This is a genomic window from Ruegeria sp. F5 (assembly GCF_056533845.1).
Map to the genome: position 1 here is coordinate 335,119 of NZ_JBQFOU010000004.1, position 16,253 is coordinate 351,371.

The window sequence follows — 16,253 nt, forward strand, 5'->3', positions numbered from 1 at the left end:
CCGCTTCCTAAACATCAAGGACCAGTTCCAGCAAGCGCACAACGTGCATGGGCTGCCGTCGGGTGCCTTCGGTGATTTGGTGCCGGCATGATGTTCCATCCGCCACAACAATTGCATCCGCAGGTGCCGCTTCCAAAGCTGGAAACAGGTCAAGTTCTGCCATCTTGATCGAGACGTCAATTGTGTCTGGCGCATATCCAAACGCCCCGGCCATACCACAACAACTGCTTTCAATCATGTGAACCCGCGCCTCGGGAATACGCTTCAGAAGTTTGAGCATTGGCGTGACGGCGTCGTGTGCCTTCTGATGACAATGTCCATGCACGTAGATCGGTCGATCTATCGGTTTCAAGGGCAGGTCCGGCTGTTTGGCCAGAAACTCCTCAAAGGTATGAGTGGCCTTCGCCAGCGCCTCCGTTTCCCGTCCCGGGCAAAGAGCCAGATACTCATCCCGGAAAGTGAGGATTGAAGACGGTTCAAGCCCGACCACTGGTATGCCCCTGGCAATCGCATCTCGTGTCGCGTCAATCACGCGCTGCGCTTCGTGGCGCGCCTCGTCCACGCAGCCCACGGCCAACAACGTACGCCCGCAATCCAGCGGCCTTCCGGTTTGGTCATCTCGTGCAATAGCAACCTGAAGCCCGAGCGCACGCAGAACCCGAACCGCGGCGCGCAGATTGTCCGGCTCGAAATACCGGTTGAACACATCGGCAAACAGAAGCACCTGCGGATCGGTGTCCTGAGCCTCGGCATCCCGGAACGGGTCAGACGACCACACCGGCAGGTCACGCCGCGACGAAACACCAGTCGGTTTTTCCAATAGCTTTCGGATGGGTCCGATTTTGTTTCGTACATTCATGAACCACGCGACTTTGGCAGCTTTTGGGGCATAGCGCGGCAGAAAAGCTATCAATTTATCTGCCAATGACAGCCCGTCTTTTTTGCGTTTGGCTGAAAGCACTTCGATCTTCATGCGCGCCATGTCGACGCCAGTCGGGCATTCACGCGCACAAGCTTTGCAGGACACGCAGAATTTCATCGTGTCCTGCATTGCGTCCGAAGTTAAACCGCCCGACAACTGCCCGCTGATGGCAAAGCGCAATGTGTTTGCCCGGCCACGCGTAGCATCGCGCTCGTTTCGGGTCGCACGGAAGGATGGACACATAACGCCGCCCTTGAGCTTGCGGCACGCACCGTTGTTGTTGCACATCTCGACGGCGCCCTGAAATCCGCCTCCGGCACCGGGCCAAGCCGACCAGTCCAGCGCCGTCTTGAATTCCGGAACGGAATAGTCGGGGCCATAGCGGAACAGGCGGCGATCATCCATGGCGGGCGCATGCACAATCTTGCCGGGGTTCATTAACCCGTTGGGATCAAACCGGGCTTTCACCTCTTCAAACGCAGAAACGATACGCGGGCCGAACATCTTGCCATGAAACTCTGATCGCACGATCCCATCGCCGTGTTCGCCTGAATGAGATCCCTTGTATCGCTTGACCAGATCAAAGGTCTCCCCGGCAATCGCTCTCATTGTCCCGACGTCCTTGTCCTGCCGCATGTTCAGGACAGGACGGACGTGTAAACACCCGACAGAGGCATGCGCGTACCATGTCCCCCTTGTGCCGTGCCGGGCAAATATCTCAGTCAGGCCAGCGGTGTAATCGGCGAGATCAGGCAACGGGACGGCGCAATCTTCAACGAATGAGATCGGCTTGCCAGCCTCTTTCATCGACATCATGACGTTCAGCCCGGATTTCCGGTACTCGGCGATCGCGTTCTGCAAAGAGGTGTCCGTAACCGAAACAACGCCGCCCCACCGGTTTTTCACCCCGTTGAAATCGAACCCGAGATCTCCCATCATTTGCGAAAGCTCGGCCAGTTTTGCGGCATTGGCCTCAGCGCTGCCCTCAGCAAACTCCACCAGCAACAGGGCTTCGGGATTGCCTTCGACAAACGCCTCAATGGTGTCGCGGAATAGTGGGATTTCGCGCCCCAATGCGATCATTGTGTCGTCGATCAACTCAACCGCCTGCGGCTTGAGCGTCACGAGGTGCTGCGTCGCCTCCATGGCAGCGCGGAATGTCGGGAAATGGCACACGCCGGTGACTTTTTCGCCCGGCAATTGAGCCAGGTTCAGTTCCAGTTCTGTGAAATAGGCCAGCGTGCCTTCGGACCCCACCAGCAAATGGGACATGTTGACATCGTTACCTACCAGCGCGTCGATATTGTACCCTCCCACACGGCGCTGGACATTGGGAAACCGGGCGTCAATTTCAACTGCCTCGCGACGGCCCAGTGCGCGCATGTCTCCAACCAATTCCGCATACTCGCCAGATGCCGCCGTATCGGCGCTGAACCGTGCTTCCATGCCGTCGCTGAGGATTGCACTTATTGCCCGGACGTTGTCGCGCATGATCCCGTAGCGCAGGGACTTTCCACCCGAAGAATTGTTGGCCGCCATCCCTCCCAAAGTGCAGCGAGACGCGGTAGAAGGATCGACGGGAAACCACAGACCATGCGGCTTCAATGCCTGGTTCAGTTGATCCAGAACAACACCCGGCTGAACGCGGGCGATGCGGTTCTCAACGTCTACGTCCAGAATGCGATTCAAGTGCCTGGTGTTATCCAGCACAACACCTTGATTAACCGTTTGCCCGCATTGAGACGTACCGCCACCGCGCGGAAGAACGGAACATCCTTCGTCGCGCGCAACGGAAATCACGGCCTGTATATCTTCTGTGGATCGGGGAACCACCACGGCCAGCGGCATCATCTGATAGATTGAAGCGTCGGTCGCATACCGTGCACGCGATGCCGGATCAGACATCACCTCGCCCTGGACATCGGACAAAAGTCGGCGATGCAACGTTCCATTCTTAAGCATCGGGTCCGCCTTCCCTTCCCTGCAAGCCCAATTCAAAGCATCACTTCACCGTTGACTGAATAATGAATTCATAATTAACTTTTGCCAATAGCCAATCGCGCCACACTTGCGGCGCCAGCGGAAGGATCAGTTCAGATGCGTCAGGCGGGCAGACATTTTTTGCAAATCCCAGGGCCAAGTGCCGTGCCGGAGCGTATCCTGAAGGCCATCAGCATGCAGACCATCGACCACCGAGGGCCCGATTTTGCAGAAGTTGGGCATAAGGCCCTCGCCGGGATGAAAACGATTTTCAGGACAGAGCAGAACGTCTTTATCTACCCTTCCTCCGGTACCGGAGCCTGGGAGGCCGCGCTTGTGAACACAGTCTCGCCGGGCGAAAAAGTTCTCATGTTCGAAACAGGGCATTTCGCGTTCATGTGGTGCAACCTGGCCAGAAAAATTGGGTTGCGGCCGGAGCTGATCGAAGGGGATTGGCGTGGCGGTGCAGACCCCAATCAGATCGAAGACCGCCTGCGCGCGGACAATCAGCACGAGATCAAGGCGGTCTGCGTTGTCCATAACGAAACGTCTACAGGGTCAGTCTCGCCCATCACAGACGTGCGCAGGGCTATCGACGCGGCGAAGCACCCTGCGCTTCTTATGGTGGACTCAATCTCTGGCCTGGCATCGATCGATTTTAGGTTCGATGACTGGGGCGTTGATGTCTGTGTCTCCGGTTCGCAAAAAGGACTGATGCTGCCGCCCGGTCTAAGCTTCAACGCCGTCAGCGATCGCGCACTGGAACATTCAAAGTCCGTGACGATGCCACGAAGCTATTGGGAATGGCAGGATATGGTAGGGCCAAACCAGAAAGGGTTTTTTCCATATACTCCCGGCACCAATCTTCTTTACGGATTAAATGAGGCCATCGACATGTTGCACGAGGAAGGGCTGGACAACGTATTCGCCCGGCACACCCGCCACGGAGCCGCGACCCGGGCTGCAGTGCAAGCATGGGGACTTGAGGTACTATGCGCTCGCCAAGGCCAGGAATCGGGCGTCCTGACCGCAGTCAAAATGCCTCAAGGACATTCTGCCGACGCCTTTCGCGCAACGGCGCTGGTGCACTATGATATCTCACTTGGAAATGGCCTGTCCAAGGTGGCCGACAAGGTTTTCCGCATAGGCCACTTGGGCGATTTCAATGACCTGATGTTGATGGCGACCCTCTCCGGCGTGGAAATGGGGCTCGCCAAAAGCGGCGTGCCTCATAACACTGGCGGCACACAGGCTGCGTTGGAGTATCTCAAGGCTGCGTGATGCTGGAAAGACACTGCAAGAACGCAACCAGGTCCGCGATCTCCTGCTTGGATAAGTTCAGTTCCGAGAGAGGTCATGCTCTGATTGACAATGCGCACCAACGCGCGGGAATTGCGGCACAATTCCGGATCAGAAACGCAATTGAAGTGAGGCAGGCATGAGTGGCGGTGCTGTCAGACGAATTCGAACTAGTCTAAGTTTGCCGCTAAAACCGTGAACCTATCCGGAACAAAGTTAACGCCACTCGGTAAGAGCGGCGGTGCGGGTCAGCTTGAAGGTATCTCTGCTGGCGAGCGACCTTTCCTGGTTGAAGTGGTTGTAGTCGGAGGAATGGACGGGCGCGATTTTCTGTAAACTTCGCATGCGTCTGAAACGTTGCATGGCGCGTTCTCGTCGTCTGAAGGGAAGATGCGAATTCTCGACCCGGCTGTTGAGCCACCTGCCAGCTTGTTCCTTTTCCAGCGCTCCTATTTCTCGAAGCACTGCTTGGTAAGATGCAAAACGGTCGGTCACGATCTCATCGGCACCACCATGGCGCTTTATTAATTTCTTGAGGAATTTTAGTGCTGCAGCTTTGTTTCGGCGTTTGGTGACAACGGCTTCCAACACCTCACCTTCGTGATCAACGGCCCGCCAAAGATAATGCCGCTGGCCATTCACCTTCACGAAATCCTCGTCCACGTGCCATTTCCAATTGGAGAACGCGCGCAGTTGCTGCACCCGCTTCCGCCTGATCTCAGCAGCAAACATCGAGCCAAACCTGTTCCACCAATACCGGACAGTTTCGTGGCTCACGTCGATGCCTCGCTCGTGCAGCAGATCTTCGACATTCCGAAGCGAGAGCGGGAAGCGGATGTACAACATCACCGCAAGGCGGATGATCTCGGGACTGGTTTTGAAGGGTGCTGTCAGACGAATTCGAACCAGTCTCAGTTTGCCGCGGAAGCCGCGAACCTATCCGGAACAAAGTTGACGCCACTCGCTAAGAGCGGCGGTGCGTGTCAGCTTGAAGGTATCTCTGCTGGCCAGCGATCTTTCCTGGTTGAAGTGGTTGTAAACGGAGGAATGGACGGCGGCGAATTTCTGTAAACTTCGCATGCGCCTGAAACGCTGCATCGCGCGTTCGCGCCGTCGAAACGGCAGGTGCGAATTCTCGACTCGGTTGTTGAGCCACCTGCCCGTCTGTTGTTTTTCAAGCGCGCCCATTTCTCTGAGCGCAGCCTTGTAGGAAGCGAAGCGATCTGTGACGATCTTTTCGGCGCAACCGTGCCGCTTCATCAATTTCTTGAGGAATTTCAATGCGGCCTGCTTGTTTCGACGCTTCGTGACGACAGCCTCAAGCACTTCACCTTCGTGATCAACGGCCCGCCAGAGGTAGTGGCGTTTGCCGTTCACCTTCACAAAAACCTCATCCACGTGCCACTTCCATTTGGAGTATGCTCTCAATTGCTGAACACGCTTCCGTCTGATCTCAGCAGCAAACATTGGGCCAAACCTGTTCCACCAATACCGGACAGTTTCGTGGCTCACGTCGATGCCTCTCTCATGCAGCAGATCTTCGACGTTCCGAAGCGAGAGCGGGAAACGGATGTACAGCATAACCGCCAAGCGGATGATCTCTGGACTGGTTTTAAAGTATTTGAAAGAGGCAGGTCTGGTCATGGACAAAAGCTATGCAACACCCTTGCCTGCCTCAAGACAAGTTCTTCTGACAAGACCCTCGGGACTGGTTTTGAAGTACTTGAAAGAGGCAGGTTTGGTCATGGGCAAAAGCTACGCAACCGCCCTGCCCCGCTCAAGCAAAGTTCTTCTGACAAGACCCAGATGGCAGAACAACTATGCTTGCTTCAGACCAACCAAATCGGAATAAGAACGCTCACCGCGAGTGATTTGACGTTTGAGGGTGTTCGTTGCTGCTTTTACTTTACCCTCGTCCAATAGCGATGTGATCGATTGATGTTCCTTGAAAGATTTCTTCGTTCGATTGGAACGCTTGGACAGATGTGTCCGCATAGTTTGGACGATATCACTGACTTTTTGATATCCATCCCGCAGGTAACTGTTTCCGCAGGACCTGAAAAACGCGTCGTGAAACTCGGCGTCAAGCTCCAAGTACTGCTCGAATTCATCCGCTTCCTGCGCTTCTGACATCTTCGAAACAATTGTAGCCAGCTCATTGATCAGAACCGAAGGGTTCTTTTCAAGCGCCTGCTCCAAAGCTGCAGATTCTAGGATGAGCCGATACTGGCAAAGCTGCACCACGTCCTCTTGAGAAAGAGAGAATACAAAGGCTCCTCGATGAGGAAAGATCTGAACGAGCCCCTGAAGATTCAAAGCTGATAGAGCTTCGCGAATCGGAGTTTTGCTGATGCCCATGGCATTTGACAGCTTCACTTCCGGCAACGATTCACCCAATTGAAACGTGCCATTGATTATGCCTTTTCGGATATGCTCTTCAGCAGTTTTACTCAACGAATCCGGGCGTTTAATCTGCAAAATCTCGGTCATTTTCACTTCGTCCTATTTCGTCTCTCTAACACAATAGCACATGTAAGCTTGATTTCTATATTATATCTGATATCTCAGATAGTAGATCGAAAACTAACCAAATTCGTGGGAGGATACCTTGTTCAGGAAATCAACATTGGCGCTTGGCGTCGTCATGTCAGCCGGGCTTGCTTTTGCAGCATCCGCTGAAACAGTCATTAAGGTTGGACATGGCGCAGCAGAAGCGTTTCATATGCATCGCGCGCTACTGAAATTTGAAGAACTGGTCGAAGCTGGCTCGAATGGTGAGATCGACGTACAGATATTCCCTTCGTCGCAGATGGGCCCTGATCGCGAGATGATCGAAGGTGTTCAAACCGGCGTTCTGGAAATGGCCATTCCTCCTTCTTCTTTCTTCGCGGGCTGGGATCCGGCATTTGCAGTAATTGAACTGCCTTACATGTATTCCTCCAAGGACATCGCCTTTGATGTTCTTGATGGCGATGCTGGTGATGACATGCTTGCACGGGTCGAAAACCAGGGATTGGTCGGTCTTGGCTGGCTTGAATTGGGTGTACGCAATGTGACCAACAATGTCCGTCCGGTTGCAACCCCCGCAGATCTCGAGGGTGTCAAGCTGCGCACCATGAAGGTTCCGGCGCATGTGGCGACATTCGAAACGCTCGGGGCCAACCCGACGCCAATGAACTTTGGTGAAGTCTATTCTGCTCTCCAGCAAGGCGTGATCGACGGTCAGGAAAACCCACTGGCGATCATTACCTCACAGCGTTTCTACGAGGTGCAGAAATACCTTTCGACCACGGGCCATGTCTTTGCGGTCTATATGCCCGTCATCTCCAAACCGTTCTTTGACTCGCTGTCCGCAGAGCATCAGCAACTGGTCCGGGACTCGATGGCCGCCGCACGTGACTATCAGGCGGAACTGGTCGCAAACGAAGATGCGGAACAGTTGGAACAGATCCGTGCCGCCGGTGTCGAGGTTCTGGAACTGACTGCAGAGCAGCGACAGGCCTTTGCCGACAAAACCGAAAGCGTCCGCCTGCAGTATCGCGACGAGGTTGGCGCCGAAGCCTATGACGACTGGGTAGCAGCGGTTTCCGCAGCGAGCGGAAGCTGACCCTCGGACTACTCAGCCAATACGGGCACCTGTGCCATGAGGGTTCGGGTGCCCCTTTCGTTCAAGGGGAGGTGAACGGTGTCGGTTATCAAATGGATCGATATGAATGCCGAAAAGGTCTTAGCCAGCGCACTTCTGGCCGCGATTGTCTTGTTGATCTTTGGCAATGTGTTCATGCGCTACATTCTGAATGCCTCTCTTTCATGGGGCGAAGAGCTAACGCTTTGGCTGTTTGTATGGTTTGTCTGGCTTGGCGTCAGCTATGCATTCCACACAAGCGATCATGTGCGTATCACGGTCCTGCGTGATGTCCTAAGCGAGCGCGCAAGGCTTTACGCGGATGTTGTGATCGCGCTTCTTGTCCTTGGATTTCTGATCGTTCTGACAATTGAATGCATCAGGCTTATCCGACAGCCTTTTGTAGCCAGCCAGACGTCGGTCGTTTTAGGACTACCGATTCCGATCCTTTATGCTTCGGCACCGATTGGCGCGGGCCTGTCCGCGATCCGCGTCACTCAACATCTGATCCGAACCCTGCGTCTGATCGCAGGAACCAAAGCGTGAGGAGTTCGGCATGCTTGCAACAACGCTTTTCTTGACGCTTTTTGCTCTGTTGCTCTTCAGCGTGCCTATTGGCATCTGTCTGGGCTTGGCCACTATGATCGTGATGGTCTTTGTGGATGGCACGCCACCCATGGTTCTTTTGGCACGGTCGGTGGTAACAGGCGCGGACTCGTTTCCTCTAATTGCCGTCCCTCTGTTCATATTGGCAGGCGACCTGATGCAGCACGGCGGAATGTCTCGTCGACTGGTTGGGTTCGCCAATGCACTGATCGGGCATATCCGGGGTGGGCTTGCTTATGTGAACGTACTCGCCTGCGTGTTCTTTGCCGCCATATCCGGTTCGTCTCCTGCGACCGTAGCCGCTATCGGGTCGAACATGATCCCAGAGATGGAAAAGGTCGGCTATACGCGCAAATTCAGCGGCGCATTGACGGCATCCTCAGGAATGATCGGCGTTATGATACCGCCAAGTATTCCATTCATCATATATGGGGTAACTGCCGAGGTTTCGATCGGCAAACTGTTTCTTGCAGGTGTTGTTCCTGGCATCCTCTTTGCCCTCATGTTCATGTTGGTGGCTCGCGTTCTACTGAGAAAGGACGAGGTTGTTCAGCAATCGACAACCACGTTCTCAGGCCCTGGCGTCTGGCAGAGCTTCCGGTCTTCCATCTGGGCGCTTCTCGTACCCGTGATTATTCTTGGGGGTATCTATAGCGGCATCTTTACCCCAACCGAAGCCGGTGCCGTGGCCGTAGTCTATGCCGCCTTCATCGGCATCTTCGTCTATGGCGACATCACCCTCAAGGACCTGCCAGAGGTTTTGGCGGGCAGCGCGAAGACCAGCGGGACCATTCTGATATTGGTAATCATGGCGACCGCCTTTGGCAGGTTGATCACGCTCGCAAGAATTCCGACAGAGCTCGCAACAACAATCACCAGCCTATCCGACAATCCGATCATCATTTTGTTGTTGATCAATTTGCTTTTGCTGGTGATCGGCATGTTCATGGAGACGATTTCGTCGATCATCATCATGACGCCGATCCTGCTGCCGGTTGCAACCGCGCTGGGTGTCGATCCGATCGTTTTTGGTGTCATCTTGACGGTCAACCTGGCCATTGGGTTCTGCACACCGCCATTGGGTGTAAACCTGTTCGTGGCCAGCAGCATTTCCAAGGTTTCCATCGAAAGCCTCAGCCGGGCAATCCTGCCATTCTTTGCCGGCATGCTGATCTTGTTGATGTTCATCACTTATGTGCCCGCAATTTCCTTAGCCTTGCCATCCCTTTGGTGACCGGCTGAAGCCCTTCTAACGTTAGACAACAACACCAGAGGACCCGGATGGATCTGGACCTATCTCACCCGTCGATAGAAGACCTTCGGCGAACCGCACAGAAGCGCATTCCGAAGTTTGCTTTCGAATACCTCGACAGCGCGACCGGCCGGGAGCTGGGATTGAAGGTCAACCGTGACGCACTTGATGCCATAGGATTCATGCCGCGTGTGCTATGTGGCCGAACAAAGGCCGAACTGCAGACTACATTGATGGGTCAAAAATACGATCTGCCTTTCGGGATAGCACCGGTAGGCATGTCCGGCCTGATGTGGGCAGGAGCAGAGCGGATGCTTGCCAAGGCAGCGGTTGCTCACAACATTCCGTTCTCGTTGTCGAGCGTGGCGGTTGCTTCACCGGAAGATGTGGCACCTTACATTGGCAAAAACGGATGGTTTCAGCATTACCCGGTGAACTCCAGCGATTTGCGCCGCGCGATGCTGCCGAGGATTAAGGCAGCAGGATTTCATACGCTGATCATCACGGTGGACGTACCAGAAGAAAGCCGGCGCGAACGACAACGCCGCGCCAACCTGACCGTGCCTCCAAAAGCTGACCTGCGCACGCTGACAGAAATGGCGTCACGACCCGCCTGGTGTCTTGCGCATCTGCGCGAGGGCATCATGCCACGTATGCGGTTCTTTGACGATTACGTCCCCGCGCGTGGGCGAGAAAGCTTTACTCATGCAGGCGCTCTGATCCGTGGGATTCCAGATTGGGACTACCTGCGCGAACTTCGGCAGGAATGGGAGGGCCACCTGATCGTCAAGGGTGTCCTGCGGCCGGAGGACGCGCAAAAAATGGTGGCCGAAGGCGTGGATTGCATCTGGGTCTCAAACCACTCCGGGCGTCAATTCGAAGCCGGGCCCGCCGTGATTGACCAACTCCCGAACATCCGCGAGGCGGTCGGAACAGATGTGCCACTGATCTATGACTCTGGCGTTGCCTGGGGATTGGACATCATGCGTGCCTTGGCGAAAGGTGCAGATTTCGTCATGGTCGGACGCGCCTTTCAATATGCCGTTGCAGCGTTCGGAGCACGAGGGATCGACCATCTCGTTCACATCCTGAAAGCTGACATTGAGGCCAACATGAGCCAGCTTGGCAGCGAAAACCTCGGCGGGCTGGCAGAGCACCTTCTGAGAACCAGCTGATCGGCAATTCCGACGTGCGGCGTATCAGACAGGCGAGTTGTCATCCTCGTCAATCAACCCCTTGACGATCAGATCCGCGGTTGAGCGCGAACATGCCATTGGCAGATCATATACCGTGGCGAGACGGGTCAGAGCCTTAACGTCGACGTCATGTGGCATGGGTGAGAGAGGGTCGACAAAGAAAATCAATGCATCCAGTTTCTCTTCGCAGATCATGGCGCCGATCTGTTGGTCGCCTCCGAGTGGTCCGCTTTTCAGGCAGGTCACATCTAGTTGCGGATAGGCTTGCTCTATGCGACTACCGGTGGTCCCTGTCGAAAAGATTTGTACTCTGGACAGGCGGGCCAATTGCAGACCCACCCATTCAACGATTTCGTCCTTTCGCGCATCATGGGCCACAAGCGCGAAACGCGGCGCATCACCGGATGAATTGTTCAACGTAATCTTCTCCAAGCCCGACTTCCGCGAAGTGTTTTCGGCACAGATCAATCTTGGTAAAGACATCTTCGTAGCCAGTGACCTTGCCCCACGGATCCACATAGCACATCACGCCATTGACCTGGAAATAGGTGACCATCTCTTCAACATCGTCGGGGACGACCAAAGTATGCGTCTCACCCGGCGGCTCAAAGACATATCCCCCTTCTTCTGCAACCCAATCATGTTCCAGATAGTGCCAGCGCCCTTTCAGGACGAAGCCGTGGACTGGCTGGGGATGGCGGTGCCGCGAAAGAACACCAGCTTTGCGCACTTTGAGAAGGTTCATCCAATAACCTTGCGAGCGGTTCAGGCAGAGCGGTCGGAACCAGACGTTCTCTGCCTGCGGAACCCATAATCTGTCGTCCTCACTCATGGCATTCGGGATCACGATCTCGTCTTGCGCATCCTTGGGGAATGGCAATTGATATGGCATTCGGGCGGTGTCATCGTCATTCATAGATTTTCCTCACATAGCGAGATAGCCGCCATCAACCGGATAGATCGATCCGGTCACAAAACTGGCGTTTTCACTCAAAAGCCATCGCACAAGCGCACCGACTTCTTCGGGTTTCCCCCAGCGTTTCATTGGCGTACGCGCCATGATCCCCGCTGTTCGTTCAGGGTCTTGCCGAAGGCCCTGGGTCATCTCTGTCTCAATCCAACCCGGCGCGATGGCATTGACCCGGATACCGTCTTCGGCCCAGCGACCTGCGAGGGCCTTGGTCAACTGTGCCACGCCGCCCTTAGAAGCGGTATACGCCGGAACTAAAGGCCCACCAAAGGTACTGAGCATAGAGGCAGTGTTGACGATGGCCCCACTCGCTTCAGCCAATAATGGATGCGCGGCAAGACAGCAGCGCATGGTGCCGGTCAGATTCACATCGAGCACCTTGGCGAAGACGTCGATGTCATATTCTTCGCCACGCAAAAGAATACCTGCGCAGTTCACCAAGGCATCGAGACCCGTGAGTTCGCCGAATACATCATTGATGGACGTCTGGTCGGTGACATCCAAGAGCTGCACCTTTAACCCGTACTGAGGCTCGAATGCATCCAATTCGGATTGGGAGGCGGATGCGGCAATGACGGACCAACCTGCGTCTACCAACGACCGTGCAACACCCGCACCAATCCCTCGCGTACCGCCCGTAACAAGGGCCTGTTTCATCCAAGTTCCTCCAATACACTGGTGAAGGCGCGCGCGCGCCTGCCGATATCATCCAATGTATAGCTCGGTTTGAACAGCGCGGAGCCCAACCCATATCCATCTGCACCCGCGGCATGGTATGACACCATCGTTTCCGGCGTTATGCCCCCTACCGCAGCGATGACTGCGTCTGCAGGCAATACGGCGCGCATGGCAGCTATGGCAGGTGGTGGCACCATTTCCGCCGGAAAGAATTTGAGGACCGAAGCTCCGATATCCAACGCCGTAAAGGCCTCGGAGGGGGTCATGACTCCTGGACACCAATAAAGATCCCGAGCGACAGCCGCGCGCCCGACGTCCGGGTTCATATTGGGCGACACGATGATCCGCCCGCCTGCATCTGCGACCGCCGCGACCTGATCCTTAGTCAACACTGTGCCAGCGCCGACTATGGCTTGAGCGCCATGTTTCACGGCGATCTGCCCTATCGATTCCAGCGGGCCCGGTGAGTTGAGTGGCACTTCGATTATCCGAAACCCGGCATCGAAGAGTACATCAGACACCGGGCGCGCATTTTCTGGTGCTAGCCCCCGCAAAATCGCAATCAGCGGGTTCTCGGCAAGAGCTGCGGTGAGGTCAATCATCCAACCAACCCCGCAGCGCGAGCAATCAGAAAATGCCCTTTCGCAACGATATCATCTGGCGCGCGACGACTGTCGAAACCAGCAGTTCGAAGCGCTATTTCGTATCGGTCGGACAAGTCACTTCGTCCAACAACAGTGATCGTGCCGACGTCTTTTACTTCGCCGGTCGCGGCAGCAACCTCGGTCCCGATCAACAAGCCTGACAAGTAGTCGGCCGTGGCAACCTTTGGGATTTTGCCCATGAGAGGAAGCGTTCGAACATGAAAAAGGCTGTGCAGCAGGTTCGACTCACCACTGAGGCCCGCCTTTACGCCCATCTCGAATGCGTCTTCGCTGAAAGCGTCCTCCTTCATCAAGGTGCCAAGGATCGTGTGTTCTTTCAGCGCCGAAAAGATCTCACCTGTCATGTAAGTCGAGAAATCCACGATCTTCCCGTCCGCAACCTGAACCCATTTGCTGTGCGTTCCCGGCATCACGAACATACCTTCACTCAAGCCTAGCGAAGATGCCCCGATGATCTGGGTCTCCTCGCCGCGCATTACGTCCGGTCCTCCAGCATGTTCTGTCGAAGCACCTGTCACAAAATGAATACGCGCTCCGTTGGCCGCTTCGTGCGGGACCAACGCTCGCGCAAGACCGCCAGCACCCAGCGGCATTTCAGCATATTGCGTTTCTACCCAGCCATTGCGGCTGGTGATCATGCCAGATGCCAGGATCGGCAGGTTAGCCTTGGCGACCCAAGGGCCGATGAGACGATCAAGGACCGCCTCAAAAGTTTGTCCCGCAACCTGCATGATACCTTCAGGCGACGAGACCCCATCGATCACCTCGCCCTCCGCACCAATGAGAAATGCACGAAACGATGAAGTGCCCCAATCTACGCCGATAAGCGCTGGCTCAGATGCGACCGAATTCATTTAGCAGATCCTCAACGGTTTTGCCTTGGGCCACCCATTTACGGGTTTCCTCCTCACGGTCAGCTTGCTCTTGAGCAAGGCGCACGGTTTCTTCGGCAATTTCCTGTGGAACCACGACGACGCCCATAAGATCAGCTACAATGAAATCTCCGGGGTTTACCACGACGCCCCCACAGGCGATTGGCACATTGATTGAAAGTTCTTCTTTACGTTCTGAAAACATCGTGTGCGTTCCACGCGGCGTGATCGCTCGCGTCCAGATTGGCCAGTTGATGTCTTCCAGCTCATCTGTATCGCGCCCCGTGCCATCAACGATCATACCGCGTATGCCACGGTTCTTGGCTAGACCGCCCATTAAACCGCCGCAGACTGACGTTTGACGATCACCACCCGCGTCCACGACGATCACGTCCCCGGGTTGTCCCATTTCAAGCGCTCGCAATGGGTCGACCAGATCGCCTTTTGAAAGCTGAACCGTCACGGCCTGGCCTGTCACCTTGGCGCGGAAAGCAGGCTTGATGGCGCTGTCCATCACGCCTGTTCGGTACTGCACATCCGCAAAAATGGCAGCAGCAGAGTACGCCTCCAACACCTTGTCGAATTTTTTGAGAAGTTCCGGGTTTCTTTCAAAATCATTGAAAACCCTAAGGTCTGTGCTGACGTCTGGCATTCTTGTCTCCTGTTATGCGGTGGATACGGCCAATGCGTCGGCATTGACTGTGTAGTCGGGTTTTTGTCCTGTCAGGACCTTGGCCACTTGCGTAGCCGCGGTAACCCGCGCTGCGTGTATTGATTCCTCGGAATAGTAGGCGGCATGTGGTGTTACGAGGACGTTGGGCAGTTTGAACAACGGGTTGTCATCAGGCGTCCAGTTGGCGCGCTTTGCCGGCTCTTCTTCGGGGTCGTCGAGCCCTGCAGCGGCCAAATGGCCTTCGGTCAGCGCCCGGAACAGGGCTTTGTTGTCGACCGTTGGTCCGCGTCCAGTGTTCACGAGTATCGCACCGGGTTTCATGACCGAGAACTCGGCATCCGACAAAAAGTGATGCGTGTTCGGCGTCATCGGCGCCTGCATCAGGATATAGTCGGACCTTGCTAGCAATTCGGGCTTGCTCACCAGCTCGACCCCAATCTTCGCGGCGACTTCTCTTGGCAAATACGGGTCGTAAGCGATGACCGTAACTCCGAAAGATTGCGCCCGCGCAACGATGGCTTGCCCGATTTTACCCAGCGAAACGACACCCATCGTCCGCCCGCGCAACCGGTAGACCGGCTGCCCGCTTTGCCACTTCCAGACCCCTGCATGAGTGGCTCGATCATAGTCCGGCAACTTGCGCGCCAGGGTCAGCCAAAGGGCAATCGCGTGATCGGCGACTTCCTCGGTGCAATAGTTTTGCACATTGGTGACGAGAATGCCCTTTTCCGTCGCCGTGCCGACATCCACGATATCCACGCCTACGCCATAGCGCGCGATGACCTCGCAGTTTCGCATCCGCGTGATCGTTTCTTTCCCGATCCGGGCATATTGGTTCATCATCGCTGCGCAATGCGGCGCGACATCGAACAGGTCTTCCTGACGTTTGGCCTGAAGCGCAATCACCTCGGCTCCTGCGGCTTCCAGGATTTCCGTCTCAACGGCAACATCACCAAAGTCGTAATCGGTGATCACGACCTTGGGTTTGTCCGTTCTGGGGGGAAAGGCGGCGCGATCAGTCATAAGCACCCGCCGAATAGGTCAATTCGTACGAGTGGCTGTAGAGCTCGAAAATGTTGCCAAAAGGGTCTTCCATATAGACCATGCGATAGGGCTTTTCACCTGGGTAATACTTGCGCACTTGGCTCATGCGCTGGCGCCCGCCCAGGTCTTCGATAACCTTGACGCGGCCTTCCAGATCCTCGTCCTGTACGCAGAAATGAAACAAGCCACGCCGCCAATATTCAAACGGGCGTTCTTCTTCGACGGTCTTCGGGAACTCAAACAATTCGATGCCAACACCGTCGCCCATCGACAAATGCGCGATGCGGAAGCTTCCCCAACCTTCCCCAAATACATCGTCGCACATCTGACCGATGGCGCTTTCGTCATGCAGGATTTCAGTTGGTTCCATCAGCACGTAGAGGCCGAATGCCTTGGAATAAAACTCCACGGCTTTTTCCAGGTCGGGAACTGTGATGCCGATGTGAGAGAAAGTGAGAGCGGCCATGTAGG

17 protein-coding genes are annotated in these 16,253 nt (G+C 55.4%); 5 read left to right on the forward strand and 12 right to left on the reverse strand.

Annotated features, from left to right (window positions below; translation table 11 throughout):
* Positions 1 to 7: 7 nt before the first annotated feature.
* Positions 8 to 2,884 carry an FAD-binding and (Fe-S)-binding domain-containing protein gene (locus ACR0K1_RS08710; RefSeq protein ID WP_480850021.1) on the reverse strand — a complete coding sequence of 959 codons (2,877 nt, stop codon included), beginning with the start codon at positions 2,882 to 2,884 and terminating at the stop codon, positions 8 to 10.
* Positions 2,885 to 3,019: 135 nt separating this feature from the next.
* Between ACR0K1_RS08710 and ACR0K1_RS08715 the strand changes: the two genes are divergently transcribed.
* The gene (locus tag ACR0K1_RS08715; protein ID WP_480850024.1) at positions 3,020 to 4,183 is read left to right on the forward strand and encodes a pyridoxal-phosphate-dependent aminotransferase family protein; all 1,164 of its coding nucleotides are present in this window, start codon (positions 3,020 to 3,022) and stop codon (positions 4,181 to 4,183) included.
* 234 nt (positions 4,184 to 4,417) lie between these two features.
* Here ACR0K1_RS08715 and ACR0K1_RS08720 read toward each other — a convergent pair whose 3' ends face one another.
* From ACR0K1_RS08720 to ACR0K1_RS08730, 3 genes are all read right to left on the reverse strand, one after another.
* A complete protein-coding gene (locus ACR0K1_RS08720) occupies positions 4,418 to 5,110 on the reverse strand; it encodes an IS6 family transposase (protein ID WP_480850089.1) in 693 nt (230 codons plus the stop codon).
* 27 nt (positions 5,111 to 5,137) lie between these two features.
* Complete coding sequence (locus ACR0K1_RS08725; protein WP_480850026.1) at positions 5,138 to 5,845, reverse strand: IS6 family transposase; 708 nt, start codon at positions 5,843 to 5,845, stop codon at positions 5,138 to 5,140.
* A gap of 174 nt (positions 5,846 to 6,019) precedes the next feature.
* Entirely contained in the window at positions 6,020 to 6,691 is a 672-nt protein-coding gene (locus tag ACR0K1_RS08730) for a GntR family transcriptional regulator (RefSeq protein WP_480850028.1), read from the reverse strand.
* Positions 6,692 to 6,845: 154 nt separating this feature from the next.
* Here ACR0K1_RS08730 and ACR0K1_RS08735 point away from each other — a divergent pair, with 154 nt between their 5' ends.
* The 4 genes from ACR0K1_RS08735 (at position 6,846) to ACR0K1_RS08750 (ending at position 10,859) form a co-directional block, all read left to right on the forward strand.
* Positions 6,846 to 7,808: a TRAP transporter substrate-binding protein gene (locus tag ACR0K1_RS08735; protein ID WP_480850091.1), complete on the forward strand. Its 963-nt coding sequence runs from the start codon at positions 6,846 to 6,848 to the stop codon at positions 7,806 to 7,808.
* A gap of 78 nt (positions 7,809 to 7,886) precedes the next feature.
* Positions 7,887 to 8,372: a TRAP transporter small permease gene (locus tag ACR0K1_RS08740; RefSeq protein ID WP_480850030.1), complete on the forward strand. Its 486-nt coding sequence runs from the start codon at positions 7,887 to 7,889 to the stop codon at positions 8,370 to 8,372.
* Between the two features lie 10 nt (positions 8,373 to 8,382).
* On the forward strand, positions 8,383 to 9,666 hold the full coding sequence (locus ACR0K1_RS08745) for a TRAP transporter large permease (protein WP_170357711.1): 1,284 nt from the start codon (positions 8,383 to 8,385) through the stop codon (positions 9,664 to 9,666).
* A gap of 47 nt (positions 9,667 to 9,713) precedes the next feature.
* Positions 9,714 to 10,859: an alpha-hydroxy acid oxidase gene (locus tag ACR0K1_RS08750; RefSeq protein WP_480850033.1), complete on the forward strand. Its 1,146-nt coding sequence runs from the start codon at positions 9,714 to 9,716 to the stop codon at positions 10,857 to 10,859.
* 24 nt (positions 10,860 to 10,883) lie between these two features.
* On the opposite strand, the gene ACR0K1_RS08755 is transcribed toward ACR0K1_RS08750, so the two are convergent.
* From ACR0K1_RS08755 to ACR0K1_RS08790, 8 genes are read right to left on the reverse strand one after another with little or no spacing between them, the layout of a single operon-like run.
* Complete coding sequence (locus ACR0K1_RS08755; protein WP_480850035.1) at positions 10,884 to 11,312, reverse strand: methylglyoxal synthase; 429 nt, start codon at positions 11,310 to 11,312, stop codon at positions 10,884 to 10,886.
* On the reverse strand, positions 11,278 to 11,796 hold the full coding sequence (locus ACR0K1_RS08760; RefSeq protein WP_170347546.1) for a 2,4'-dihydroxyacetophenone dioxygenase family protein: 519 nt from the start codon (positions 11,794 to 11,796) through the stop codon (positions 11,278 to 11,280). The genes ACR0K1_RS08755 and ACR0K1_RS08760 overlap by 35 nt, the downstream gene beginning before the upstream one ends.
* A gap of 9 nt (positions 11,797 to 11,805) precedes the next feature.
* Positions 11,806 to 12,507 carry an SDR family NAD(P)-dependent oxidoreductase gene (locus ACR0K1_RS08765; RefSeq protein ID WP_480850037.1) on the reverse strand — a complete coding sequence of 234 codons (702 nt, stop codon included), beginning with the start codon at positions 12,505 to 12,507 and terminating at the stop codon, positions 11,806 to 11,808.
* Positions 12,504 to 13,130: a 2-dehydro-3-deoxy-6-phosphogalactonate aldolase gene (locus ACR0K1_RS08770; RefSeq protein WP_480850039.1), complete on the reverse strand. Its 627-nt coding sequence runs from the start codon at positions 13,128 to 13,130 to the stop codon at positions 12,504 to 12,506. The genes ACR0K1_RS08765 and ACR0K1_RS08770 overlap by 4 nt, the downstream gene beginning before the upstream one ends.
* A complete protein-coding gene (locus tag ACR0K1_RS08775; RefSeq protein WP_480850042.1) occupies positions 13,127 to 14,047 on the reverse strand; it encodes a 2-dehydro-3-deoxygalactonokinase in 921 nt (306 codons plus the stop codon). The genes ACR0K1_RS08770 and ACR0K1_RS08775 overlap by 4 nt, the downstream gene beginning before the upstream one ends.
* The gene (locus ACR0K1_RS08780; RefSeq protein WP_108861947.1) at positions 14,028 to 14,717 is read right to left on the reverse strand and encodes an RraA family protein; all 690 of its coding nucleotides are present in this window, start codon (positions 14,715 to 14,717) and stop codon (positions 14,028 to 14,030) included. Before ACR0K1_RS08780 ends, ACR0K1_RS08775 begins: the two co-directional genes overlap by 20 nt.
* 12 nt (positions 14,718 to 14,729) lie before the next feature.
* Positions 14,730 to 15,761: a C-terminal binding protein gene (locus tag ACR0K1_RS08785; RefSeq protein WP_480850044.1), complete on the reverse strand. Its 1,032-nt coding sequence runs from the start codon at positions 15,759 to 15,761 to the stop codon at positions 14,730 to 14,732.
* A complete protein-coding gene (locus tag ACR0K1_RS08790; RefSeq protein WP_010437254.1) occupies positions 15,754 to 16,248 on the reverse strand; it encodes a lactoylglutathione lyase family protein in 495 nt (164 codons plus the stop codon). Before ACR0K1_RS08790 ends, ACR0K1_RS08785 begins: the two co-directional genes overlap by 8 nt.
* Positions 16,249 to 16,253 lie beyond the last annotated feature (5 nt).

Excerpts from the sequence above, each read along its gene's own strand:
- ACR0K1_RS08725 (WP_480850026.1), bottom strand. The coding sequence starts at position 5,845 with ATGACCAGACCTGCCTCTTTCAAATACTTTAAAACCAGTCCAGAGATC.
- ACR0K1_RS08735 (WP_480850091.1), top strand. The coding sequence starts at position 6,846 with ATGTCAGCCGGGCTTGCTTTTGCAGCATCCGCTGAAACAGTCATTAAG.
- ACR0K1_RS08715 (WP_480850024.1), top strand. The coding sequence starts at position 3,020 with ATGCGTCAGGCGGGCAGACATTTTTTGCAAATCCCAGGGCCAAGTGCC.
- ACR0K1_RS08745 (WP_170357711.1), top strand. The coding sequence starts at position 8,383 with ATGCTTGCAACAACGCTTTTCTTGACGCTTTTTGCTCTGTTGCTCTTC.
- ACR0K1_RS08790 (WP_010437254.1), bottom strand. The coding sequence starts at position 16,248 with ATGGCCGCTCTCACTTTCTCTCACATCGGCATCACAGTTCCCGACCTG.
- ACR0K1_RS08770 (WP_480850039.1), bottom strand. The coding sequence starts at position 13,130 with ATGATTGACCTCACCGCAGCTCTTGCCGAGAACCCGCTGATTGCGATT.
- ACR0K1_RS08785 (WP_480850044.1), bottom strand. The coding sequence starts at position 15,761 with ATGACTGATCGCGCCGCCTTTCCCCCCAGAACGGACAAACCCAAGGTC.
- ACR0K1_RS08730 (WP_480850028.1), bottom strand. The coding sequence starts at position 6,691 with ATGACCGAGATTTTGCAGATTAAACGCCCGGATTCGTTGAGTAAAACT.
- ACR0K1_RS08760 (WP_170347546.1), bottom strand. The coding sequence starts at position 11,796 with ATGAATGACGATGACACCGCCCGAATGCCATATCAATTGCCATTCCCC.
- ACR0K1_RS08710 (WP_480850021.1), bottom strand. The coding sequence starts at position 2,884 with ATGCTTAAGAATGGAACGTTGCATCGCCGACTTTTGTCCGATGTCCAG.
- ACR0K1_RS08765 (WP_480850037.1), bottom strand. The coding sequence starts at position 12,507 with ATGAAACAGGCCCTTGTTACGGGCGGTACGCGAGGGATTGGTGCGGGT.
- ACR0K1_RS08780 (WP_108861947.1), bottom strand. The coding sequence starts at position 14,717 with ATGCCAGACGTCAGCACAGACCTTAGGGTTTTCAATGATTTTGAAAGA.
- ACR0K1_RS08775 (WP_480850042.1), bottom strand. The coding sequence starts at position 14,047 with ATGAATTCGGTCGCATCTGAGCCAGCGCTTATCGGCGTAGATTGGGGC.
- ACR0K1_RS08750 (WP_480850033.1), top strand. The coding sequence starts at position 9,714 with ATGGATCTGGACCTATCTCACCCGTCGATAGAAGACCTTCGGCGAACC.